The sequence below is a fragment of the Actinacidiphila polyblastidii genome, from assembly GCF_036353415.1.
Classification (GTDB): Bacteria; Actinomycetota; Actinomycetes; order Streptomycetales; family Streptomycetaceae; genus Actinacidiphila; species Actinacidiphila polyblastidii.
Genome location: NZ_JAZEWV010000001.1, coordinates 560,946 through 582,752, shown reverse-complemented (window position 1 = coordinate 582,752; position 21,807 = coordinate 560,946). Strand labels below are relative to the sequence as shown.

General features: G+C 73.0%; 17 protein-coding genes. 2 read left to right on the top strand and 15 right to left on the bottom strand.

Annotated features, from left to right (window positions below):
• Positions 1-60 precede the first annotated feature (60 nt).
• The 8 genes from V2S66_RS02325 to V2S66_RS02290 form a co-directional block, all read right to left on the bottom strand.
• On the bottom strand, positions 61-570 hold the full coding sequence (locus V2S66_RS02325; protein ID WP_330792677.1) for a GNAT family N-acetyltransferase: 510 nt from the start codon (positions 568-570) through the stop codon (positions 61-63).
• Between the two features lie 113 nt (positions 571-683).
• On the bottom strand, positions 684-1,271 hold the full coding sequence (locus tag V2S66_RS02320; protein WP_330792676.1) for a hypothetical protein: 588 nt from the start codon (positions 1,269-1,271) through the stop codon (positions 684-686).
• Between the two features lie 154 nt (positions 1,272-1,425).
• Entirely contained in the window at positions 1,426-3,036 is a 1,611-nt protein-coding gene (gene cimA / locus V2S66_RS02315; protein ID WP_330792675.1) for a citramalate synthase, read from the bottom strand.
• A 488-nt stretch (positions 3,037-3,524) separates the two neighbouring features.
• Positions 3,525-4,613, bottom strand: coding sequence for a branched-chain amino acid aminotransferase (locus tag V2S66_RS02310; protein ID WP_330792674.1), 1,089 nt, complete (start codon positions 4,611-4,613; stop codon positions 3,525-3,527).
• A gap of 138 nt (positions 4,614-4,751) precedes the next feature.
• Positions 4,752-5,795, bottom strand: a complete 1,044-nt coding sequence (locus V2S66_RS02305) for a 3-isopropylmalate dehydrogenase (RefSeq protein ID WP_330792673.1) — start codon at positions 5,793-5,795, stop codon at positions 4,752-4,754.
• A gap of 97 nt (positions 5,796-5,892) precedes the next feature.
• A complete protein-coding gene (locus V2S66_RS02300) occupies positions 5,893-6,021 on the bottom strand; it encodes a hypothetical protein (RefSeq protein WP_330792672.1) in 129 nt (42 codons plus the stop codon).
• 314 nt (positions 6,022-6,335) lie between these two features.
• Complete coding sequence (pruA, locus tag V2S66_RS02295) at positions 6,336-7,967, bottom strand: L-glutamate gamma-semialdehyde dehydrogenase (protein WP_330792671.1); 1,632 nt, start codon at positions 7,965-7,967, stop codon at positions 6,336-6,338.
• A 27-nt stretch (positions 7,968-7,994) separates the two neighbouring features.
• Positions 7,995-8,924, bottom strand: a complete 930-nt coding sequence (locus tag V2S66_RS02290) for a proline dehydrogenase family protein (protein WP_330792670.1) — start codon at positions 8,922-8,924, stop codon at positions 7,995-7,997.
• 160 nt (positions 8,925-9,084) lie between these two features.
• Between V2S66_RS02290 and V2S66_RS02285 the strand changes: the two genes are divergently transcribed.
• A complete protein-coding gene (locus V2S66_RS02285; RefSeq protein WP_330792669.1) occupies positions 9,085-10,221 on the top strand; it encodes a PucR family transcriptional regulator in 1,137 nt (378 codons plus the stop codon).
• Between the two features lie 15 nt (positions 10,222-10,236).
• On the opposite strand, the gene V2S66_RS02280 is transcribed toward V2S66_RS02285, so the two are convergent.
• From V2S66_RS02280 to V2S66_RS02250, 7 genes are all read right to left on the bottom strand, one after another.
• On the bottom strand, positions 10,237-10,656 hold the full coding sequence (locus V2S66_RS02280) for a Uma2 family endonuclease (RefSeq protein ID WP_330792826.1): 420 nt from the start codon (positions 10,654-10,656) through the stop codon (positions 10,237-10,239).
• Between the two features lie 157 nt (positions 10,657-10,813).
• On the bottom strand, positions 10,814-12,406 hold the full coding sequence (serA, locus tag V2S66_RS02275; RefSeq protein WP_330792668.1) for a phosphoglycerate dehydrogenase: 1,593 nt from the start codon (positions 12,404-12,406) through the stop codon (positions 10,814-10,816).
• 273 nt (positions 12,407-12,679) lie between these two features.
• Entirely contained in the window at positions 12,680-13,678 is a 999-nt protein-coding gene (gene ilvC, locus V2S66_RS02270) for a ketol-acid reductoisomerase (protein WP_330792667.1), read from the bottom strand.
• Between the two features lie 78 nt (positions 13,679-13,756).
• Entirely contained in the window at positions 13,757-14,284 is a 528-nt protein-coding gene (gene ilvN / locus V2S66_RS02265) for an acetolactate synthase small subunit (RefSeq protein WP_330792666.1), read from the bottom strand.
• A gap of 43 nt (positions 14,285-14,327) precedes the next feature.
• A complete protein-coding gene (locus V2S66_RS02260; protein WP_330792665.1) occupies positions 14,328-16,199 on the bottom strand; it encodes an acetolactate synthase large subunit in 1,872 nt (623 codons plus the stop codon).
• Between the two features lie 229 nt (positions 16,200-16,428).
• The gene (locus tag V2S66_RS02255; protein ID WP_413966260.1) at positions 16,429-19,398 is read right to left on the bottom strand and encodes a putative bifunctional diguanylate cyclase/phosphodiesterase; all 2,970 of its coding nucleotides are present in this window, start codon (positions 19,396-19,398) and stop codon (positions 16,429-16,431) included.
• Between the two features lie 307 nt (positions 19,399-19,705).
• Entirely contained in the window at positions 19,706-20,674 is a 969-nt protein-coding gene (locus V2S66_RS02250) for a 2-hydroxyacid dehydrogenase (RefSeq protein ID WP_330792664.1), read from the bottom strand.
• Between the two features lie 64 nt (positions 20,675-20,738).
• Here V2S66_RS02250 and V2S66_RS02245 point away from each other — a divergent pair, with 64 nt between their 5' ends.
• The gene (locus V2S66_RS02245; RefSeq protein ID WP_330792663.1) at positions 20,739-21,731 is read left to right on the top strand and encodes an aldo/keto reductase; all 993 of its coding nucleotides are present in this window, start codon (positions 20,739-20,741) and stop codon (positions 21,729-21,731) included.
• Positions 21,732-21,807: the final 76 nt, after the last annotated feature.

Sequence of the window (21,807 nt, the reverse complement as noted above, 5' to 3'; positions counted from 1 at the left end):
TCCCGGTGTCGGTCGGGGTGAGGGTGTGGCGCTCACCTTACGGCGGCGGGCTCCCGCCGGTTACCCGACAGTACGTGTGCCGTTCGTCACCGGTGACCAGCGCATCGCCATGTCGGGCTCGCGTTCCATGTTGGCCGATCCGTCGGTGACGGCGGTGACGGTGAAGCCGTGGCGGAGGTAGAACGCGCGCGCGTCGGTGTTCCGCTGGAAGACGAACAGGCTGAGCCCCTGCGGCCGGTGCGCCTTCGCCGCCGCCAGCAGGCGGCTGCCGATGCCGCGCCTGCGCACCTCGGCCAGCAGGTACAGGGCGTCGAGGTGGTCGCCCTCGACGGCGGCGTAGCCGACCACCCGGCCGCCGAGTTCGGCCACCCACACCCGGCTGCCGGGCAGCACCACGTCCCGCACCCACGCCTCGACCTCGGCGTCGGAGCGCCTGCGCGGCGGCAGGTAGGGCATGGTCGCCTCGCGCGACCTGATGTGGACCTGGGCGATGGCGGCGGCGTCGGCGGGCCGCGCGGGCCGGGTCAGGAGGGTCTCGCCGGTCTCGCCGGCGTTCCGGGGCTGCGTCACCGGGGCACCCTACGGGCCCGGCGCCCGCCCGGCCGAGCGGTTTTCACCGCCGGCCGGGCGGGTGTGGGCCGCGCGGGCGGGGGCCGGTTGAGCGGGGGCCGGTACGGCGGCGGTCAGCAGCCGCCGCAGTTGTAGTACAGGACGTCCCAGTGCGAGCCCTCGTCGGTGTACACGTTTCCGGCGCCGGACTGCCACATCGGGTAGCCGTCGCCGCGCAGGCCGATGTAGGCGAAGGCGTGCACGTAGTTGGTGAGGCAGGTGTTCTTGCCCATGTCGAGCTTGTAGCCGTTGTAGTGCGAGTAGGTGCCGCTGGCGTGGCCGACCTCGGTGCCGCCGGTGATGTTGATCGCGCAGCCGCTGGCGTGCTTGAGGGTCACCGCGCCCTGGGCGGTGGCCTGGTTGAGGCCGTCGAAGGACGTGCAGGTGGAGTTGTTGCGGTTGGTGCAGCCGCCGGACGAGGACCAGGTGATGCCGGCGGCGCGGAACATGCTCTCCGCCTGGGCCTGCGTCAGCTTGGTGACCGCGTAGGCGTCGTGGCTCGTGGCGAGCCCGACGCCGGGCGCGAAGAGCACGGTGAGGACGAGCGTCAGGATGCTCAGGACGGCGCGCGTCCGGGGCCGCAGGCGGAACTGCGGGCCGGGCCGCGGAGCGGACCGGGGGCGCGCGAGGGACGTCGGGGGGACAAGAGTGGTGCTGCTCATGCGATCTCCTCCTGCGGGGCGGCGGTTGCCGCCGGGGCTGGGGGTGTGCAGGTGGCGCAGGAGGAGTCTGCCCGAGGTCTACGCGCGTCCGCCAGGTTTTCGCCCGGATCGGCTGCCGGGCCCGCGGCGCGTGCCGTCCGCGGGCCCGCCGGCGTCACTCCTGGGGTTCGAGGCCGGCCCGCAGCAGGCCGTAGGCGTAGGCGTCGTCCAGGGCCTGCCAGGAGGCCGCGATGACGTTCTCCGCGACGCCGACGGTGGACCACTCGGCGCTGCCGTCGGTGGTGGTGATCAGCACCCGCGTGGTGGAGTCGGTGCCGTAACGGCCTTCGAGGATACGGACCTTGTAGTCGACCAGCGCGAAGCCGCCGAGCTGCGGGTAGATCCGCTCCAGGGCCACCCGCAGCGCCCGGTCGAGGGCGTTGACCGGGCCGTTGCCCTCGGCGGTGGCGACGATCCGCTCGCCCTTCGCCCACAGCTTGACGGTCGCCTCGTTGGCGTGGCTGCCGTCGGGGCGGTCCTCGGTGATGGCCCGCCAGGACTCGATGCGGAAGAAGCGGCCCGCCCTGCCGCCCTCGGCCCGCTGCAGCTCCCCCCGCATGAGCAGCGCGAAGGAGGCGTCCGCGGCCTCGTAGGTGTAGCCCTGCAGCTCGCGCTCCTTGACCCGGTCCACGACCCGCTGGACCAGCGCGCGGTCGCCGCCGAGGTCGATGCCGAGCTCCTTGCCCTTCAGCTCGATCGAGGCGCGGCCGGCCATGTCGGAGACCAGCATCCGCATGGTGTTGCCGACGCGTTCGGGGTCGATGTGCTGGTAGAGGTCGGGGTCGACCTTGATCGCGGACGCGTGCAGGCCCGCCTTGTGGGCGAAGGCGGAGACGCCCACGTAGGGCTGGTGGGTGGACGGCGGGAGGTTGACCACCTCGGCGATGGCGTGCGAGATCCGGGTCATCTCGCCGAGCGCGCCCTCGGGCAGCACCCGGCGGCCGTGCTTGAGCTCCAGCGCGGCGACGACCGGGAAGAGGTTGGAGTTGCCGACCCGCTCGCCGTAGCCGTTGGCGGTGCACTGCACGTGCGTGGCGCCGGCGTCCACCGCGGCCAGGGTGTTGGCGACCGCGCAGCCGGTGTCGTCCTGGGCGTGGATGCCCAGCCGCGCACCGGTGTCGGCGAGCACCAGGCCGGTGACGGCCTGCACCTGCGCGGGCAGCATGCCGCCGTTGGTGTCGCACAGCACCACGACGGAGGCGCCCGCCTCGTGCGCGGTCCGCACGACCTGGGTGGCGTACTCGGCGTTGGCCCGGTAGCCGTCGAAGAAGTGCTCGCAGTCGACGAAGACCCGGCGGCCCTGCGCGACGAGGTGGGAGACGGTGTCCCTGACCATCTCCAGGTTCTCCTCCAGCGTGGTGCGCAGCGCCAGCTCCACGTGCCGGTCGTGCGCCTTGGCGACCAGCGTGATCACCGGGGCGCCGGACTCCAGCAGCGCGTTGACCTGCGGGTCCTGCGCGGCGACGCTGTTGGCCCTGCGGGTGGCGCCGAAGGCGACCAGGACCGCGTGGCGCAGCTCCAGCTCCTTCTGGGCGCGGGCGAAGAACTCGGTGTCGCGGGGGTTGGCGCCGGGCCAGCCGCCCTCGATGAAGCCCACCCCGAAGTCGTCCAGGTGCCGGGCGATCGTCAGCTTGTCGGCGACGGTGAGGTTGATCCCCTCGCGCTGGGCGCCGTCGCGCAGCGTGGTGTCGAAGACATGGAAGCTGTCGTCGGGTTCGGCGGTCATGGCTGTCACTCCTGTCGGGTGGGTGGGTGCCCTCCGGATGGTCGGGCCATCCGGAGGTTCCGACTCCACTTGCCCCCATCATCCTCGTGCGCTGTCGCCTCCGGCGCGGGTGGGCCGGGAAACGAAAAAACCTCTCGCGGATGCGAGAGGTCTGCACGCGGGTCTGAGGCACGGTGCCGTTTCGCTGGGGTCAGCGGGAAACGGTCACTGCGGACCGGCGTGCCTGCGGCCAATAATCATGGCGTACGAGGACACGTGGGCAGTCTGCCACACGCGCGGTCCGCGTGGACGCGGGTCTCACCATGCGGGCGCGCGGCGCCCGCGAGGGGGCGCGGGAGCGGCTCCCGGCAGAGCCGGGGAGAGCAGACCGGGCCGCTCGGGCCGGTGACGGCCTGCCGCCCCCGTCGCGACGGCGGGGGTGCCTCCCGGGCGGAGCCGGGGCTGGCGGACCGGGCCGCGCGCCTGGGAGACCGCGCCCCTTCGGGGCGCTACGCGCCGAGGGGGCGCATCCAGCCGTGCGGGTCGGCGGCGCGGCCGGACTGGATGTCGAGGAGGGCGGCGCGCAGCCGCATCGTGACCGCTCCGGGCTGACCGTCGGCGACCGTCCAGCCGGCCCGGGTGGACTTCACCGAGCCGACCGGGGTGATGACCGCCGCGGTGCCGCAGGCGAAGACCTCGGTCAGCGTGCCGTCCTCGTTGCCGCGCTTCCAGTCCTCGACGCTGATCCGGCCCTCGGCCACCTCGTAGCCGAGGTCGGCGGCGATGGACAGCAGCGAGTCGCGGGTGATGCCGGGCAGCAGCGAGCCGGACAGCTCGGGGGTGACGATGCGGTCGCCGTACACGAAGTACAGGTTCATGCCGCCCATCTCCTCGATCCAGCGGCGCTCGATCGCGTCCAGCCAGACCACCTGGTCGCAGCCGTGCCCGATGGCCTGGGCCTGCGCGACCAGGGAGGCGGCGTAGTTGCCGCCGGTCTTGGCGGCGCCGGTGCCGCCGGGGGCGGCGCGCACGTACTCCTCGGACAGCCACACCGAGACCGGCTTGACGCCGCCGGAGAAGTAGGCGCCGGCCGGGGAGGCGATGACCAGGAAGAGGTACTCGTTGGACGGGCGCACGCCCAGGCCCACCTCGGTGGCGAACATGAACGGCCGCAGGTACAGCGACGCCTCGCCCTCGCTCGGCACCCACGCCTTGTCCTGGCGCACCAGCGCCTCGCACGCCGCGATGAAGGTCTCGACCGGCAGCTCCGGCATCGCCAGGCGGCGCGCGGATGCCTGGAAGCGCTCGGCGTTGGCCTCGGGCCGGAAGCTCGCCACCGAGCCGTCGGGCTGGCGGTACGCCTTGAGGCCCTCGAAGATCGTCTGCGCGTAGTGCAGCGTCATGTTCGCCGGGTCGATGGACAGCGGCGCGTACGGGACGAGCTGGGCGTCGTGCCAGCCGCGGCCCTCGGTCCACTTGATGGTGACCATGTGGTCGGTGAAGTGGCGGCCGAATCCCGGGCCGGCCAGGATCGCGTCCCGCTCGGCGTCGGCGAGCGGGTGCGAGGAGGGCTTGAGCTCGATCGTGGGCGTCGTCATGTCTTCCGTCCTTCACCGTGTCCTGGTGGCTGCCGTCCCGGATGCTAGGACGTCCACGTTTCCCGCCGTGCAGCGGCCCCACCGCCGATTATCGCAGCGGTGGGGCCGGGTACCTACCGCACGCCCGCGAGGGAGCGGTCAGCCGGAGACGCGCGCGGCCAGCGCGTCGCCGATCGCCACCGTGCTGCGGGCCGGCTGCCCGGCGCGTTCCGCCAGGTCGGCCTGGACGGCGGTGTCGATCCGCGCGGCCTCGGCCTCGTACCCGAGGTGCCGCAGCAGCAGGGCCACCGACAGCACGGTCGCGGTCGGGTCGGCCTTGGACTGTCCCGCGATGTCCGGCGCGGAGCCGTGCACCGGCTCGAACATCGAGGGGAACTCGCCCGAGGGGTTGATGTTGCCGCTCGCGGCGACGCCGATGCCGCCGGAGACGGCCGCGGCGAGGTCGGTGATGATGTCGCCGAAGAGGTTGTCGGTGACGATCACGTCGAAGCGCTCGGGCTGCGTGACGAGGAAGATCGTCGCCGCGTCCACGTGCAGGTAGTCGGTGGCCACGTCGGGGTACTCGCGGCCGACCGCCTCGAAGATCCGCGTCCACAGGTGGCCGGCGTGCACCAGCACGTTGTTCTTGTGGACCAGGGTGAGCTTCCTGCGCGGGCGGGCCTGGGCGCGCTCGTACGCGTCGCGGACCACGCGCTCGATGCCGAAGGCGGTGTTGAGGCTGACCTCGGTGGCGACCTCGTGCGGGGTGCCGGTGCGGATGGTGCCGCCGTTGCCGGTGTACGGGCCCTCGGTGCCCTCGCGGACCACCACGAAGTCGATGGCGGGGCTGCCCGCCAGCGGGGTGCCGACGCCCGGGAAGAGCTTGCTCGGGCGCAGGTTGACGTGGTGGTCGAAGGCGAACCGGAGCTTGAGCAGGAAGCCGCGCTCCAGCACCCCGGACGGCACCGACGGGTCGCCGATGGCGCCGAGCAGGATGGCGTCGTGCGCCTTCAGCTGGGTCAGGTCCTCGTCGGTGAGGGTCTGGCCGGTCGCGTGGTAGCGCGTGGCGCCGAAGTCGTACTCCTTCGTCTCCAGCTTGGTGTCCGGCGGGAGCACGGCGGTGAGGACCTTGAGGCCCTCCGTCACCACTTCCCGGCCGATTCCGTCACCGGGGATCACTGCGAGGCTGAGGGTGCGAGACATGTCCGGCACCCTACTCCGCGTCCCACCCCCTGACACACCGCGTCCGGCATGCGGACGCGGCGGCGGTGACGGCGGTACGGCGGTGGCGGCGGTGGGGTCAGCGCGGTTCGTGACCGGTGCTGCCGCCGTTGTCGCGGCGGTCCATGCTGCGCTGCAGGGCGCGCAGGGCGTTCTGACGTGCGGTCTCGTCCATGGGAATCAACTCCAGGAGCGGATCGGAGGACATCGGGGATGTCGTGCCATGGAACGCGGGCGGTGGGGCGCGCCGCGGGGGGTGACCCGCGTGGAGGCGCTGCCCGCACATCCGCCACTCGCTCGATCGAGCGGGAACGTTCGGCTTCCTACAAAGTTAGGACAGTGCGGCCGTCCTGTCGCCACAATTACTCGGACTTCCTACTATCTGAGACGGCCGATCACCCGCCGCCCCCCGCGGCGCCGGTCCGGGCCCCGCTCCGGGCGCCGATCCGGGGCCGGTGAAAGCCGCCCCCGCGTCCGGATGAGGTCAGGACGCGGGGGCGGCGGCAGGTGGGGCCGGGTGGCTCAGCCCTGGTGCGGGTACCGGTAGTCGGTCGGCGGCACCAGGGTCTCCTTGATCGCGCGGGTCGAGGTCCAGCGCATCAGGTTCTGCGCGGCGCCCGCCTTGTCGTTGGTGCCCGACGCACGGCCGCCGCCGAACGGCTGCTGCCCGACGACCGCGCCGGTCGACTTGTCGTTGATGTAGAAGTTGCCGGCGGCGTACCGCAGCTTCGCCATCACCGCGGCGGCGGCGGCCCGGTCCTGGGCGATGACCGCGCCGGTCAGCGCGTAGTCGGAGACGGACTCCATCTGCTCCAGCATCGCCTCGAAGTCGGCGTCCTCGTAGACGTGCACCCCGAGCACCGGGCCGAAGTACTCCTCGCGGAAGATCTCGTTCTCCGGGTCGGAGGAGACCAGCACGGTCGGGCGGACGAACCAGCCCACCGAGTCGTCGTACGTGCCGCCGGCCAGCACCTCGACCGAGGGGTCGGCCTTGGCCCGGTCGATCGCGCCCTTGTTCTTGGCGAAGGCACGCTCGTCGATGACCGCGCCGAGGAAGTTGCTGAGGTCGGTGACGTCGCCCATGGTGATGCCGTCGACCTCGGCGGCGAACTCCTCCTTGAAGCCGCTCTCCCAGATCGAGCGCGGGATGTAGGCGCGGGAGGAGGCCGAGCACTTCTGGCCCTGGTACTCGAAGGAGCCGCGGGTCAGCGCGGTCTTCAGGATCTGCGGGTCGGCCGAGGGGTGGGCGACCACGAAGTCCTTGCCGCCGGTCTCGCCGACGATCCGCGGGTAGGAGCGGTAGCGCTCGATGTTCTCGCCGACGGTGCGCCACAGGTACTGGAAGGTCCTGGTGGAGCCGGTGAAGTGGATGCCGGCCAGCTCCGGGTGGGCGAGCGCGACCTCGGAGACCGCGACGCCGTCGCCGGTGACGAGGTTGATCACGCCGTCGGGCAGCCCCGCCTCCTTGAGCAGCCGCATGAGCAGCACCGCGGAGTGCGTCTGGGTCGGCGACGGCTTCCAGACCACCACGTTGCCCATCAGGGCGGGGGCGGTGGGCAGGTTGCCCGCGATGGCCGTGAAGTTGAACGGCGTGATCGCGTAGACGAAGCCCTCCAGCGGGCGGTGGTCGAGGCGGTTCCAGACGCCGGGCGCGTTGGCCACCGGCTGCTCGGCGAGGATCTGCCGGGCGTAGTGGACGTTGAACCGCCAGAAGTCGACCAGCTCGCAGGGGCTGTCGATCTCGGCCTGCTGCACGGTCTTGGACTGGCCGAGCATGGTGGACGCGGCGACGGTCTCCCGCCAGGGGCCCGCCAGCAGCTCCGCGGCCCGCAGGATGATCGCGGCGCGGTCGTCGAAGGACATCGCCCGCCAGGCGGGCGCGGCGGCCAGCGCGGCGTCGACGGCGTCCCGCGCGTCCTGGGTGGTGGCGCCGGCGTAGCTGCCCAGGCGCGCGCCGTGGTTGTGCGGCTGCACGACGTCGAAGCGCTCGCCGCCGCCCATCCGCTCCTCGCCGCCGATGAACATCGGCAGGTCGACCGGGTTGCCGGCCAGCTCCTTGAGCTTCGCTTCGAGCCGGGCGCGTTCGGGGCTGCCGGGCGCGTACGTGTGCACCGGCTCGTTGACCGGCACGGGGACCTGGGTCACGGCGTCCATGGAGCGTGTCTCCTTGTGGGGGTCGGGTCAGCGGCTGGGGGCGAAGGAGCGGAGGAAGAAGGCCAGGTTGGCCGGGCGCTCGGCGAGCCGGCGCATGAAGTAGCCGTACCAGTCGGCGCCGTACGGCACGTACACCCGCATCCGCTCGCCCTCGTCGGCGAGGCGGCGCTGCTCGGCGGTGCGGATGCCGTAGAGCATCTGGAACTCGTAGCTGCCGGCCGCGCGGTGGTTGCGGGCCGCGAGGTCCTGGGCGATGGCGATCATGCGGGGGTCGTGCGAGCCGACCATCGGGTAGCCGTCGCCCTCGAACAGGATGCGCAGCGCCCGCACGTACGCCTTGTCGACCTCGCGCCTGTCCTGGTACGCGACGCTCGCCGGCTCCTTGTAGGCGCCCTTGACCAGGCGGACCCGGGACCCGTCGACGGCGAGCGCGCGGGCGTCGTCCTCGGTGCGGAACAGGTACGACTGGAGCACCGCGCCGGTGTTCGGGTGGGCCGGGCGCAGTTCGCGCAGGATGGCCAGCGTGGAGTCGACGGTGGTGTGGTCCTCCATGTCGAGGGTCACCGTGGTGCCGATCGAGGTGGCGAGTTCGGCCACCTGGCGCACCCCCTCCAGCGCGATGTCGTGGCCGCCGTCGGGCAGCGCCTGCCCGAAGGCGGAGAGCTTGACGGAGACCTCGGCGCGGGCGCCGAGCTTCTCCTCGCGCAGGGTCTCCAGCAGCCGCAGGTAGGCGTCCCGGGTGGCGTGCGCGGTGGCCCGGTCGGTGACGTCCTCGCCGAGGTGGTCGAGGGTGACGTCGAGGCCGCCGGTGGTCAGCGCGCGGACCCGGTCCAGCGCGGGGTGCAGGGCGTCGCCCGCGACGAAGCGGTTCACCACGGGACGGGTGACGGGCGCGGCGGCGACGACTCGGCGCATACGGTCGCTGCGCGAGGCGGCGAGCAACACGGGACCGAACACGGGGGCTCCTCCAGAGCAGGGCGGCGGGACGGACTTCTCGGCGGGTGCGGGCCGTCACCGCGAATCTAGGTTTCCCCCTGCCCCGGAACCATCGACACCTGTCACGCATCCGGGTGCGGGTCCTCATACATCTGTATGAGGCACGGGGGACAATGGCGGGGTGGCCGGTGCGTACGAGGACTTCCAGGACCTGGTGGACGAGGTGTCCGCGCTGCTGGGCGCGCCCGCGACGCTGGAGGACCGGGACTTCCGGCTGATCGCCTTCGGCGTGCACGACAGCGAGGACGACACCGCGACCGATCCGGTGCGCACCCGCTCGATCCTCACCCGCGGGTCCACCACCGAGGTCAGGGCCTGGTTCGAGCGGTTCGGCATCGCGCGGGCGACCGCCCCGGTGCGCATCCCGGCGGCCCCCGCGGCCGGGGTGTTCCGCGGCCGGCTGTGCCTGCCGGTGCGGCACGCCGGCGTCGTCTACGGCTACGTCTGGCTGCTCGACGAGGCCGAGCACACCGAGGCGCAGCTCGCCGCGGCGATGGCGGTGGCGGCCCGGATCGGCGCCCGGCTGGCCGCCGCCACGCATGCCGGCTCCGACGCCGGGCTGGCGCTGCGCGCCCTGCTCACCGCCGCGTCGCGGGCCGCCCGCGACGAGGCGGAGGACGCGCTGCGCGCCGCGCTCGGCGAGGACGCGGACCAGCCGCACGCCCTGGTGTGCGTGCGGCTCGCCGCGGTCCCGCCGCAGGACCTGCCGGGGCTGCGGGTCGCGCCGGGCGCCGCGGCGCTCACCCGCGTCGGCCGGTCGGTCGCCCTGCTGGTACGGCTGCGCGCGGCGCAGCTGGCCGCGCCGGCCGGGACGGCGGCGCTGCGGCTGCTGGAGGCGCTCGGCGCGCCGGGCGCGGCCGGCATCAGCGACGGCCGCCCGTCGCTCGCCGGGCTCCCCTCCGCGTGGCGGGAGGCGACGGACGCGGCGCGCGCCGCCGACGCCCAGCCGGACCTCGGCCCGGCCGCCCGCTGGTCCGACCTCGGCCCCTACCGGCTGCTCACCGCCCTGCCCGCGGACACCCCGCCCGACCCGGCGGTCGCCCCCCTGCTCGCCCCGGCCCACCGCGAACTGGCCCGCACCGCCGAGCTCTACCTCGACCACGCCGGCCAGGCCGCCCGCACCGCGGCGGCCCTCGCCGTCCACCGCCAGACCCTCTACTACCGCCTCGGCCGCATCGAACAGCTCACCGGCCTCGACCTCTCCGACGGCGAGTCCCGCCTGCTCCTCCACATGGCCCTGAAGGCCGCCCGCCTGTGACCCACCGGCCGGGTGTCACATCCGGTCGATCTCGGTGAGGTCGATGTCGATGGTGAAGGGCGCGGGGAGCTTGAGCCGATCGTGGTGGATCCCGGTCGGTTCGTACGTCGCGCCGACCCGGTCGAGTTCGTAGCTGTGGACCGTCGGCCGGCCGTTGTCCATCCGCTCGACGAGCCAGAAATGCGGAGTCCCGGCCCGCGCGGAGAGCAGGGGCTTGCGCCGGCGGTCCCTGGCCGCGGTGTCGGCGGAGACGGCCGCCGCGACCAGCAGCGTTTCCGCGACCGGGAAGAAGGTCTCCTCGCCGGTCAGGGGCAGCGGGGACCGCCGCGCGATGCTCAGGTCCGGTTCGGGTCTGTCGTCACGGTCGAGGATGACGGTCAGCTGCCGCGCCACGCGGAGACTGCGCGGCGCGCAGCGGGCAAGCCCGCTCTGCAGGGCGGGAACGCCCCGTCGGGCAGCGGATGCGCGGTCATGCCGGGCATGCTCGCCGGAGGTGGGCGGCGGGGTTGGAGAACGCGGCGGCCGCCCCTCGAAGGAGTGAGGGGCGGCCGCTGGGTTGACGTGGGCGGGTGGCGGGGAACCCGACCGGAGGTCAGTCGGTGAGGTTGACCGCTCGGGCGGAGGTCGCGCCGATCTCGTCGGCGATGTCGCCGAGGACGCCGGCCGGGATGGTGGAGTCGACGGTCAGCGCGACCAGCGCCTCGCCGCCGACGGCGGCGCGGGCGACCTGCATGCCCGCGATGTTCACGCCGACCTCGCCGAGGATGCGGCCGATGGTGCCGACCACGCCCGGACGGTCGGTGTAGCGCAGGAAGGCCATGTGGTCGGCGAGGACCAGGTCCACGTCCTCGTCGCCGACCGCGACGACCTTCTGGATGTGCTTGGGGCCGGCCAGCGTGCCGGAGACCGCGACCTCGCTGCCGTCGGCGAGGGTGCCGCGGACGGTGACCAGGTTGCGGTGGTTGGGCGACTCGCTGGAGGTGGTCAGCCGGACCTCGACGCCGCGCTCCTGCGCGAACAGCGGCGCGTTGACGTACGACACGGTCTCGGCCACAACGTCCTCGAAGACGCCCTTGAGCGCGCTGAGTTCGAGGATCTTCACGTCGTGCTGGGTGATCTCGCCGCAGACCTCGACGTCGAGTCGGGCGGCGACCTCGCCGGCCAGCGCGGTGAAGATCCGGCCGAGCTTCTCGGCCAGCGGCAGGCCGGGCTTGACGTCCTCGGCGATGACGCCGCCCTGGACGTTGACCGCGTCGGGGACCAGCTCGCCGGCGAGCGCGAGCCGCACCGAGCGGGCGACCGCGATGCCCGCCTTCTCCTGCGCCTCGTCGGTGGAGGCGCCCAGGTGCGGGGTGGCCACCACGTTGTCGAACTGGAAGAGCGGGGAGTCGGTGCACGGCTCCTTGGCGTAGACGTCGAGGCCCGCGCCGGCCACCCGGCCCTCCTTCAGGGCGGAGGCGAGCGCCTCCTCGTCGACGATCCCGCCGCGCGCGGCGTTGACGATCCGCACCGACGGCTTGACCTTGTGCAGCGCCTCGTCGCCGATCAGCCCGAGGGTCTCGGGGGTCTTGGGCAGGTGCACGGTGATGAAGTCGGCGATCTCCAGCAGCTCGTCGAGGCTGAGCAGCTTGACGCCCATCTGCGCGGCGCGCGCGGGCTGCACGTACGGGTCGTAGGCGACGACCTTCATGCCGAAGGCCGACATGCGCTGGGCGACCAGCACGCCGATCCGGCCGAGGCCGACGACGCCGAGGGTCTTCTCGCTCAGCTCCACGCCGGTGTACTTGTTCCGCTTCCACTCGCCCGCCTTGAGCGCCGCGTTGGCCGGCGCGATGTTGCGGGCGGTGGCGATCAGCAGGCCGCAGGCCAGCTCGGCCGCGGTGACGATGTTCGAGGTGGGGGCGTTGACCACCATGACGCCGGCCTTGGTGGCGGCGGCCACGTCCACGTTGTCCAGGCCGACGCCGGCGCGGGCGACGACCCGCAGCCTGCGGGCGGCGGCGACGGCCTCCGCGTCCACCTTGGTGGCGCTGCGGATCAGGATGGCGTCGACGTCCGTGATGGCGGACAGCAGTTCGGCTCGGTCCGCGCCGTTGCAGTGCCGGATCTCGAAGTCCGGGCCGAGCGCGTCGACCGTGGCGGGCGACAGCTCTTCTGCGATGAGTACGACAGGCTTCTGGCTCACGTGGTCCTCACTTGTCCTTCGTGGGCGGCCGGTCCCGTGCGACCGCTCCAGGGAGGCGGGGTGGGCCGGAGCCCACGGTGCGGGGTGTGGCATGCCGCGTGGAAGACGCACGACGCTGTGAGCCTGACGCGCTTGTTAAGGCAGTGTATCGAGGGGCTGAATCCCCGCCTTCGCCGAAATGGAAGGATCACCCGCAGGGGTTGCTTCGCTTCGTACAAAGAGCCCCCCGCGCGTGGTGCGCGGGGGGCTCCCGGCCGGGGTGCGAGGCGCTGCCTACGCCTCCTCGTCCACCCAGCTCATCAGCTTGCGGAGCTTCTTGCCGGTGGTCTCCAGCAGGTGGTTCTCGTCGGCCTTCTTGTACTCGTTGTACTTGGGCAGGCCGGCGTTGTACTCGGCGATCCAGTTGTTGGCGAAGGAGCCGTCCTGGATCTCGGCGAGGATCTTCTTCATCTCGGCCTTGGTGTTCTCGTTGATGATCCGCGGGCCGGTGACGTAGTCACCCCACTCGGCGGTCTCGGAGACCGACCAGCGCATCTTCTCCAGGCCGCCCTCGTACATCAGGTCGACGATGAGCTTCAGCTCGTGCAGGCACTCGAAGTAGGCGATCTCCGGCTGGTAGCCGGCCTCGACCAGGGTCTCGAAGCCCGCCTTGACCAGCGCGGAGGTGCCGCCGCACAGCACCGCCTGCTCGCCGAAGAGGTCGGTCTCGGTCTCCTCGGTGAAGGTGGTCTTGATGACGCCGGCGCGGGTGCCGCCAATGCCCTTGGCGTACGACAGGGTGAGCGCGAACGCCTTGCCGGTGGCGTCCTGCTCGACCGCCGCGATGCAGGGCACGCCGCGGCCCTCCTCGTACTGGCGGCGGACCAGGTGTCCCGGGCCCTTGGGGGCGACCATGCACACGTCGACACCGGCCGGCGGCTTGATGAAGCCGAAGCGGATGTTCAGGCCGTGGCCGAAGAAGAGGGCGTCGCCGTCCTTCAGGTGCTCCTTGATGGAGTCCTCGTAGACGCGGGCCTGGATGGGGTCCGGCACCAGGATCATGATGACGTCGGCCTCGGCGGCCGCCTCGGCGACCGTCACCACGCGCAGGCCCTGCTCCTCGGCCTGGGCCTTGGACTTGGAGCCCTCGTGCAGGCCGACGCGGACGTCGACGCCCGAGTCGCGCAGCGACAGCGCGTGGGCGTGGCCCTGGCTGCCGTAGCCGATGACCGCGACCTTGCGGCCCTGGATGATGGACAGGTCGGCGTCGTCGTCGTAGAACAGCTCGGCCACTTCGGGTGTCTCCTTGTATTTCCGGGATGCTACGGCCCACCGTACGACCGGGGGCCGGATGCGGGTGACGCGGTCTCGCTATGCGGATCGGTCGAGTGCGCGCAGCGATCGGTCGGTGATGGAGCGCGCGCCGCGGCCGATGGCGATGGTGCCGGACTGGACCAGTTCCTTGATGCCGAAGGGCTCCAGCATCTTGAGCATGGCCTCCAGCTTGTCCGCGCCGCCGGTGGCCTCGATGGTGACCGCCTCGGGCGAGACGTCCACGGTCTTGGCGCGGAACAGCTGGACGATCTCCACGATCTGCGAGCGGGACTCGTTGTCGGCGCGCACCTTCACCAGGACGAGTTCGCGCGCGACGGCCGCCGACGGGTCGAGTTCGACGATCTTCAGCACGTTGACGAGCTTGTTGAGCTGTTTGGTGACCTGTTCGAGCGGCAGTTCGTCGATGACGTTCACCACGATGGTGATGCGGGAGATGTCGGGGTGCTCGGTGGTGCCGACCGCGAGCGAGTCGATGTTGAAGCCGCGGCGGGAGAACAGGGCGGTGATCCTGGCCAGGACGCCGGGCTTGTTCTCCACCAGGACCGAGAGCGTGTGCTTGGACATGTGCGGTTCCTGCCTTGTCTGCTCTTATCTTCCGGACCTGGTCTCAGTCCTCGGCCCCGTCGTCGAAGTCGGGGCGGACGTCCCGGGCGGCCATGATCTCGTCGTTGGAGGTGCCCGCGGCGACCATCGGCCAGACCATGGCGTCCTCGTGGACGATGAAGTCCACCACGACCGGCCGGTCGTTGACGGCGTTGGCCTCGGCGATGACCTTGTCCAGGTCGTCGGCCGACTCGCAGCGCAGTCCGACGCAGCCCATCGCCTCGGAGAGCTTGACGAAGTCGGGGACGCGGGTGCCGCGGTTCTGGATGGAGCCGACGCCGCGGGTGGACCCGGGGACGCCCTCGGCGCCGTCGTGCAGCACGGTGTTGGAGAACCGCTCGCCGTAGAACAGGTTCTGCCACTGCCGGACCATGCCCAGCGCGCCGTTGTTGATGATGGCGACCTTGATCGGGATGTTGTTCAGGGCGCAGGTGACCAGTTCCTGGTTGGTCATCTGGAAGCAGCCGTCGCCGTCGATCGCCCAGACGGTCGAGCCGGGCATGCCCGCCTTGGCGCCCATCGCGGCCGGCACCGCGTAGCCCATGGTCCCGGCGCCGCCGGAGTTGAACCAGGTGCCGGGCTTCTCGTACTTGATGAACTGCGCGGCCCACATCTGGTGCTGGCCGACGCCCGCCGCGAAGAGGGTGCCCTCGGGGGCGAGCTGCCCGATCCGCTCGATGACCTGCTGCGGGGACAGGCTGCCGTCGGCCGGGGTGTCGTAGCCGAGCGGGTAGGTGTTGCGCCAGAAGTTCAGCTGGTCCCACCAGCCGGCGTAGTCGCCCTTGTGGCCGGCCTCGTGGTCGGCCTGGACGGCGACGATCAGGTCGGCGAGCACCTCGCGGGCGTCGCCGACGATCGGCACGTCCGCGGTGCGGTTCTTGGAGATCTCCGCCGGGTCGATGTCCGCGTGCACGATCTTGGCCAGTGGCGCGAAGGTGTCGAGGCGGCCGGTGACCCGGTCGTCGAAGCGGGCGCCTAGCGCCACGATCAGGTCGGCCTTCTGCAGCGCGGTGACCGCGGACACGTCGCCGTGCATGCCGGGCATGCCGACGTGCTGCGGGTGGCTGTCGGGGAACGCGCCCAGCGCCATCAGCGTGGTGGTGACCGGCGCGCCGGTCAGCTCGGCGAGGATCCGCAGCTCGGCGGTGGCCCGCGCCTTGAGGACGCCGCCGCCGACGTAGAGGACCGGGCGGCGGGCCTCGTTGAGCAGCCGGGCCGCCTCGCGGATCTGCTTGGCGTGCGGCTTGGTGACCGGGCGGTAGCCGGGCAGGTCCTGCTGCGGCGGCCAGCTGAAGGTGGTCTGGTTCTGCAGCGCGTCCTTGGCGATGTCGACCAGGACGGGTCCCGGGCGGCCGGTGGAGGCGATGTGGAACGCCTCGGCGATGGTCCGCGGGATCTCGTCGGCGTCGGTGATCAGGAAGTTGTGCTTGGTGATCGGCATGGTGATGCCGCAGATGTCCGCCTCCTGGAAGGCGTCCGTGCCGATCGACTTGGAGGCCACCTGGCCGGTGATCGCGACGATCGGCACCGAGTCCATGTGCGCGTCGGCGATCGGCGTGACCAGGTTGGTCGCGCCGGGGCCGGAGGTGGCCATGCACACCCCCACCCGGCCGGTGGCCTGGGCGTACCCGGTGGCCGCGTGGCCGGCGCCCTGCTCGTGCCGGACCAGGACGTGCCGCACCTTGGAGGAGTCCATCAGCGGGTCGTACGCCGGCAGGATCGCGCCACCCGGGATGCCGAATACGGTGTCCGCCCCGACGGCCTCGAGCGAGCGGATGAGGGACTGCGCGCCCGTCATCCGCTCGGCGGGGGCGGCGGGCGCCGCGCTGCGGGTCCGCGGCTGCGGATGGTGGGACCCGGTGGCCTGCTCGGTCATCTGCGTTCTCTTCTCTCGAAGATGAGGTGCTGAGGGTGGTGATGAGGGTGCTGCCCGCTGCCCGGTTGCGCGCCGGGCAACAAAAAACCCCTCGTGCCGTGAGGCAAGCGAGGGGAGCGCGCCGGTGGGGTGCGAGGCGGTGGAGCGGCCTCGGTCAGCCGACGCGCTTTCCAAGTACGAGAATTCGGGTGCGCATGGCCCTGACCTTCCTCCGGTCCCCCCTGGGGTGTCAAGCGGGTGGGACGGGCGTCTCAGCATGTGGTCGGGGTGGGGGTGCCGGCGGTCCACCGGAAGTGACCTGCTCGCGGGGGGTTTCCCGGGGTACGGGATAGCCGCCGCGGGCGAGCGATCCGCGCAGCCGGTGCTCGTCCAGCGGGCCGGAGAACGCCATGCCGACGCCGTGCGTGCAGCCCATCTCGCGCAGCGCGTCGACCTGCTCGGGGCGGTCCAGGCCGTCGGCGACGGTACGGATGCCGAGGTCCTCGGCGATCCGCAGCAGCCCGTGGGTGATCTTCTGCTGCCGGGGCGACTCGACGACGCCCTCGGTGAAGCTGCGGTCGAGCTTGACCAGGTCCACCGGCAGGGCGCGCAGCGCGGTGAGTGCGGCGTGGCCGCGTCCGAAGCCGCCGAGCGCGATCCGCACGCCGAGGCCGCGCAGGACCGCCAGCCGGCGCTCCAGCTCCTCGTGCGGGATGTGCGGGTCGGCGCCCGGCAGCTCCAGGACCAGGCCGCCGGGCGGCAGGTCGTGCCGGTCCAGCAGCGCCTCGACGGTCCTGGCGGGCAGCTCGCGGTGGAACAGCCGGCGCACCGGGAGCCGTACGGTCACCGGCACCCGGTGCCCTTCGAGGTAGCGGCGGGCGGCCTGGGCGACGGCCTGTTCCAGCAGCCAGCGGCCGGAGGGCTCGGCGCGCGGGCCGGCGACGTCGTCCGCGCCGCGCTCGGCGCGCTGCAGGAACTCGGCCTGGGTGAGCAGGACGTCCTGCCCCGACCGCCGGCGCGGCTGCGCCTCGACGCCGGCGATCCGGCCGCCGGCCAGCTCCACCACGGGCTGGTGCAGCAGGGTGAACTCGCCGTCGTGCAGCACCCGGCGCAGGCGTCCCGACAGCTCGGCGCGGCGCACCGCGTCGGCCTGCAGCTGCGGGGCGTACAGCTCGACACGGCCGCGTCCCGCCTGCTTGGCGCGGTACATCGCCAGGTCGGCGTTGCGCATCACGGCGCTGGGGGTGTCGCCGGGGCGGGCGAAGGCGATCCCGATGCTGGCGCCGACCCTGACCTCGCCCGCAGTGGTGCGGTAGGGCTCGGACAGCGCGGCGCGCACCCGGTCGGCGATCTCGCGGATCTGCTGGTCGGCGCGGTGCGCGCCGGGGCCGGGGACGCCGTCGCGCCAGGCGTCCCCGGCGCTCTCGCGGGCGCCGTCCGGCCCGCCGTCCCGGCCGATGTCCCGGCCGCCCTCGCGCGCCGGGCCGCAGATGAGGACGGCGAACTCGTCGCCGCCGAGGCGGGCCGCGGTGTCGCCGGAGCGCAGCGAGTGCTGGAGCCGGCGGGCGGCCTGCACCAGCAGGTCGTCGCCGATCTGGTGGCCGGCCGAGTCGTTGACCGACTTGAAGCCGTCGAGGTCCACGTAGAGCACCGCGGCCCGGCCGTCGCCGGCCCGGCGGCCGCCGAGCGCCTTGCCGAGGCGCTCGGTGAACAGCGCCCGGTTGGGCAGGTCGGTCAGCGGGTCGTGGGAGGCGTTGTGCTGGAGCTGGGCCTGCAGCCTGACCCGCTCGGTGACGTCCCGGCTGTTGAAGATCAGGCCGCCCTGGTAGCGGTTGACGCTGGACTCCACGTGCAGCCAGCACGCGCCGTCGTCGTCGCGGTGCTGCCCTCTGCGCGCTCCGGTGTGGCCGGAGCGGATCCGGCACTCGATGCGGGTGGCGGGCTCGTCGCCCGGCGGCGCGGCCAGGAAGCGGCGCACCTCGTGCACGACCCGCCCGAGGTCCTCGGGGTGGATGTGCGCGGCCAGCTCGGTGCCGACCAGCTCCTCCGGGTCGCGGCCGTAGACGCCCTGCGCGGCGGGGCTGACGTAGCGGAGCACGCCGGTCGGGGCGGCGATCATGATGACGTCGCTCGACCCCTGCACCAGGGAGCGGAAGTGGTTCTCCTTCTGGGCGAGTTCGTGGGTGAGCGCGATGTTGTCGAGCAGCATGATGCCCTGCCTGACCACCAGCGCCAGCACCACCGTGCAACCGGTGAAGAGCACCACCCGGTCGCACTTCTGGCCGGTGATGACGTTGTAGAGGATGCCCAGGGTGCACACCGCGGCGGCCAGGTACGGGGTGAGCGCGGTGAGCGACCCGGCGACCTTGCGGGTGGCGGCGGCGCCCGCGGTGCGCCACTGCGGGTGGGCGTCGCGCGGGCCGACCCACGGGGCGTACGCCATCAGCATCGCGCCGGCGAACCAGCCGGCGTCCAGGATCTGCCCGGAGCGGTAGTGCGCGCGCAGCAGCGGCGAGGTGAACAGCGCGTCGCACAGCACCGTCAGGGCGAGGGCGGCGATGGCGGTGTTGACCGCCGCCCGGTTGGCGGCCGAGCGCCGGAAGTGCAGCGCGAGCACCATGCTGACCAGCACGATGTCCAGCAGCGGATAGGCCAGCGACAGCGCGATGCGGACGGTGCTGCGGCCGTTCCACTGCGCGGTGTGGGCGAGCGCGAGGCTCCAGGACAGGGTGAGCAGCGAGCCGCCGATCAGCCAGGCGTCCAGCGCCAGGCAGACCCAGCCGGCCCGGGTGACCGGGCGTTTGGCCAGCACCAGCAGCCCGATCACCGCGGGCGGTGCGAAGAGCAGGAAGCAGAAGTCGGCGGCCGAGGTCTGCGGCACCGGTTCGCGCAGCACCACCTCGTACCAGCCCCAGATGCCGTTGCCGAGGGCGAGCATCGCGGAGGAGGCGGCGAACAGCAGCCAGGCCGGGCGGTGCGGTCCGGCCTGCCTGCGGGCGTAGAGCAGCGCGGAGACGGAGGCGGTCAGCGAGGCGCCGGCCAGCCCGAAGTCGCCCATGAACAGCTCGACTTCGCTGGAGCCCCAGCCGAACGCGGCGCCCGTGGTGTAGCCGCCGCAGAGCAGGGCGAGCAGCAGTTGGGGCAGCAGCCCGGTCCGCCAGGAGCCGCCGGGGGCGCGGGGGCCGCGCGGCGTGGCGATGGCCGCGCCGGTGGCGCTCACCGCGCGGTCCGCGGCCGGGCGCGGCAGGCCGCGCCCGGGGTGCCGGGGTGGTGTACGGCGCGCTGGGCCCGCGTGCCCGCAGTGGTCGGTCGGCCGCTCATCTCGCCCGTCGCCCCCCTTACTTGCTCGTCGTCCACATCGCCGCGAGCGCCGTCGCCGGCCGTGGCGTGTCCCCCGTCGGGACGATACACCAGATCCGTCACTCAGCGGTAGGGTCGTTCTACTGAGTGTAACCGCAAGGGAGTTGGCGGACACCGCGCGGTCACCCCGCGCAGGGGGCCCGGCGCGGGCGCCGCCGCGGCGCGGCTCAGCTGGTGGCGACCACGTTGGCCAGCGGCTCCCCCGCGGCGAACCGGCCCAGCTGCTCGCGGATCAGCCGGTGCGCGCGCGGCAGGAACGCGGAGGTGCTGCCGCCCACGTGCGGGCTGATCAGCACCCCCGGCGCGTGCCACAGCGGGTGCCCGGGCGGCAGCGGTTCCGGGTCGGTGACGTCCAGTGCGGCGGTCAGCCGGCCGGACTCGGTCTCGACGAGCAGCGCCTTGGTGTCGACGACCGGCCCGCGGGCCACGTTCACCAGCAGCGCGCCGTCCTTCATCGCCGCCAGGAACCCCGCGTCGGCCAGTCCCCTGGTCTGCTCGGTGAGCGGCGTGGTGAGCACCACGACGTCCGCGGACGGCAGCAGGTCCGGCAGGTCCGCCAGCGCGTGCACGCGGCCGCGCGGGCTGTCGCGGGCACTGCGGGCCACCCGCACCACCTCGCACTCGAAGGCGGTCAGCCGGTCCTCGACCGCCGCGCCGATGGAGCCGTACCCGACGATCAGCACCCGGCGGTCGGCGAGCGCGGGGTAGAACCCGGCGTACCACTTCTCGTTGTCCTGGCCGCGGACGAAGCGCGGGATGCCGCGCAGCGACGCCAGGACGAGGGTCAGGGTCAGCTCCGCGGTGCTGGCCTCGTGCACGCCGCGGGCGTTGCACAGCCGTACCCCGGGCGGCAGTTCCGACAGGTGCGGCGCGATGTGGTCGACGCCGGCGCTCAGCGTCTGCACGGCCCGCACCGAGCGCATCCGCGACAGCGGCCTGGCGCCCGCGGTCGGGCCCTTCATGTACGGCACCACGTAGAAGACGGCGTCGGCCGGATCGGCCGGGAAGTCCTGGGAACTCCCGTCCCAGTACACGTAGTCGAAGGCGCCGGGCAGCCCCTCGACGTCCTGCGGCGGTACGGACAGCCACACCTGCGGGCGGCCTCCGGGGGGTGCGGCGATGGGGGAATCGGTCATGGTCAGGAGGCTATGGCACAGTGGGGCCGCCGGGAGGGGGTCGGCGGCGAGGAGGAGACGCACGGTGGAGCGCAGGCGGGTGGGGGCGGCGGCTCTCGAGGTGGGCGCGGTCGGGCTCGGCTGCATGCCGATGAGCTGGGCGTACAGCACCTCGCGGCAGGACGGCGAGAGTTCGCTGCGGGCCGTGCACACCGCCCTCGACCACGGCACGACGCTGCTGGACACCGCCGACATGTACGGGCCGTTCACCAACGAGCTGCTGCTCGGCCGGGTGCTGAGGGAGCGCAGGGGCGAGGCGTTCGTCACCACCAAGTGCGGGCTGCTCGTCGGCGAGCAGCACATCGTCGCCAACGGCCGCCCCTCGTACGTCAGAAGGGCCTGCGACGCGTCGCTGCGCCGGCTGCAGACCGACACCATCGACCTCTACCAGCTGCACCGCGTCGACCCGGAGGTCCCGCTGGAGGAGACCTGGGGGGCGCTGTCCGAGCTGGTCGCGGCCGGGAAGGTGCGGGCGCTCGGCCTGTGCGCGGTCGGGGCGCGCGGCGACCGGCGCGCCGGCGGCTCCCTGTACGCCGAGACGCTGCGCCAACTGGGGCGCGCCCAGCAGGTGTTCCCGGTCGCCTGCGTGCAGGCCGAGCTGTCGGTGTGGGCGCCCGAGGCGCTCGACGAGCTGCTGCCGTGGTGCGCCGCGCGCGGTGTCGGCTTCCTCGCCGCGATGCCGCTCGGCAACGGCTTCCTGACCGGCACGCTCACTCCCGGCGGCGGCTTCGAGCCGGACGACCTGCGGGCCCGGCATCCGCGGTTCACCGCGGAGATGATGGCCGCGAACCAGCCGATCGTCGCCGGGCTGCACCGGGTGGCCGGCCGCCACGCGGCGACCCCCGCGCAGGTCGCGCTCGCCTGGACGCTCGCCCAGGGACCCGGCGTGGTGCCGGTCCCCGGCGCGAAGACCGCCCGCTGGACCGCGGAGAACGCGGCGGCCGCGGGGCTGGCGCTGACCGCGGCGGACCTCGCGGAGATCGCGGACCTGCCGCCGGCGCGCGGGTCGTGGGAGTGAACTCCCCTGTCCGTAGCGGCCCGCCGACCGCCCGCCGAATGCCGGTCGGCGGGCGGAACGCGCGCGCCGGGGGGCG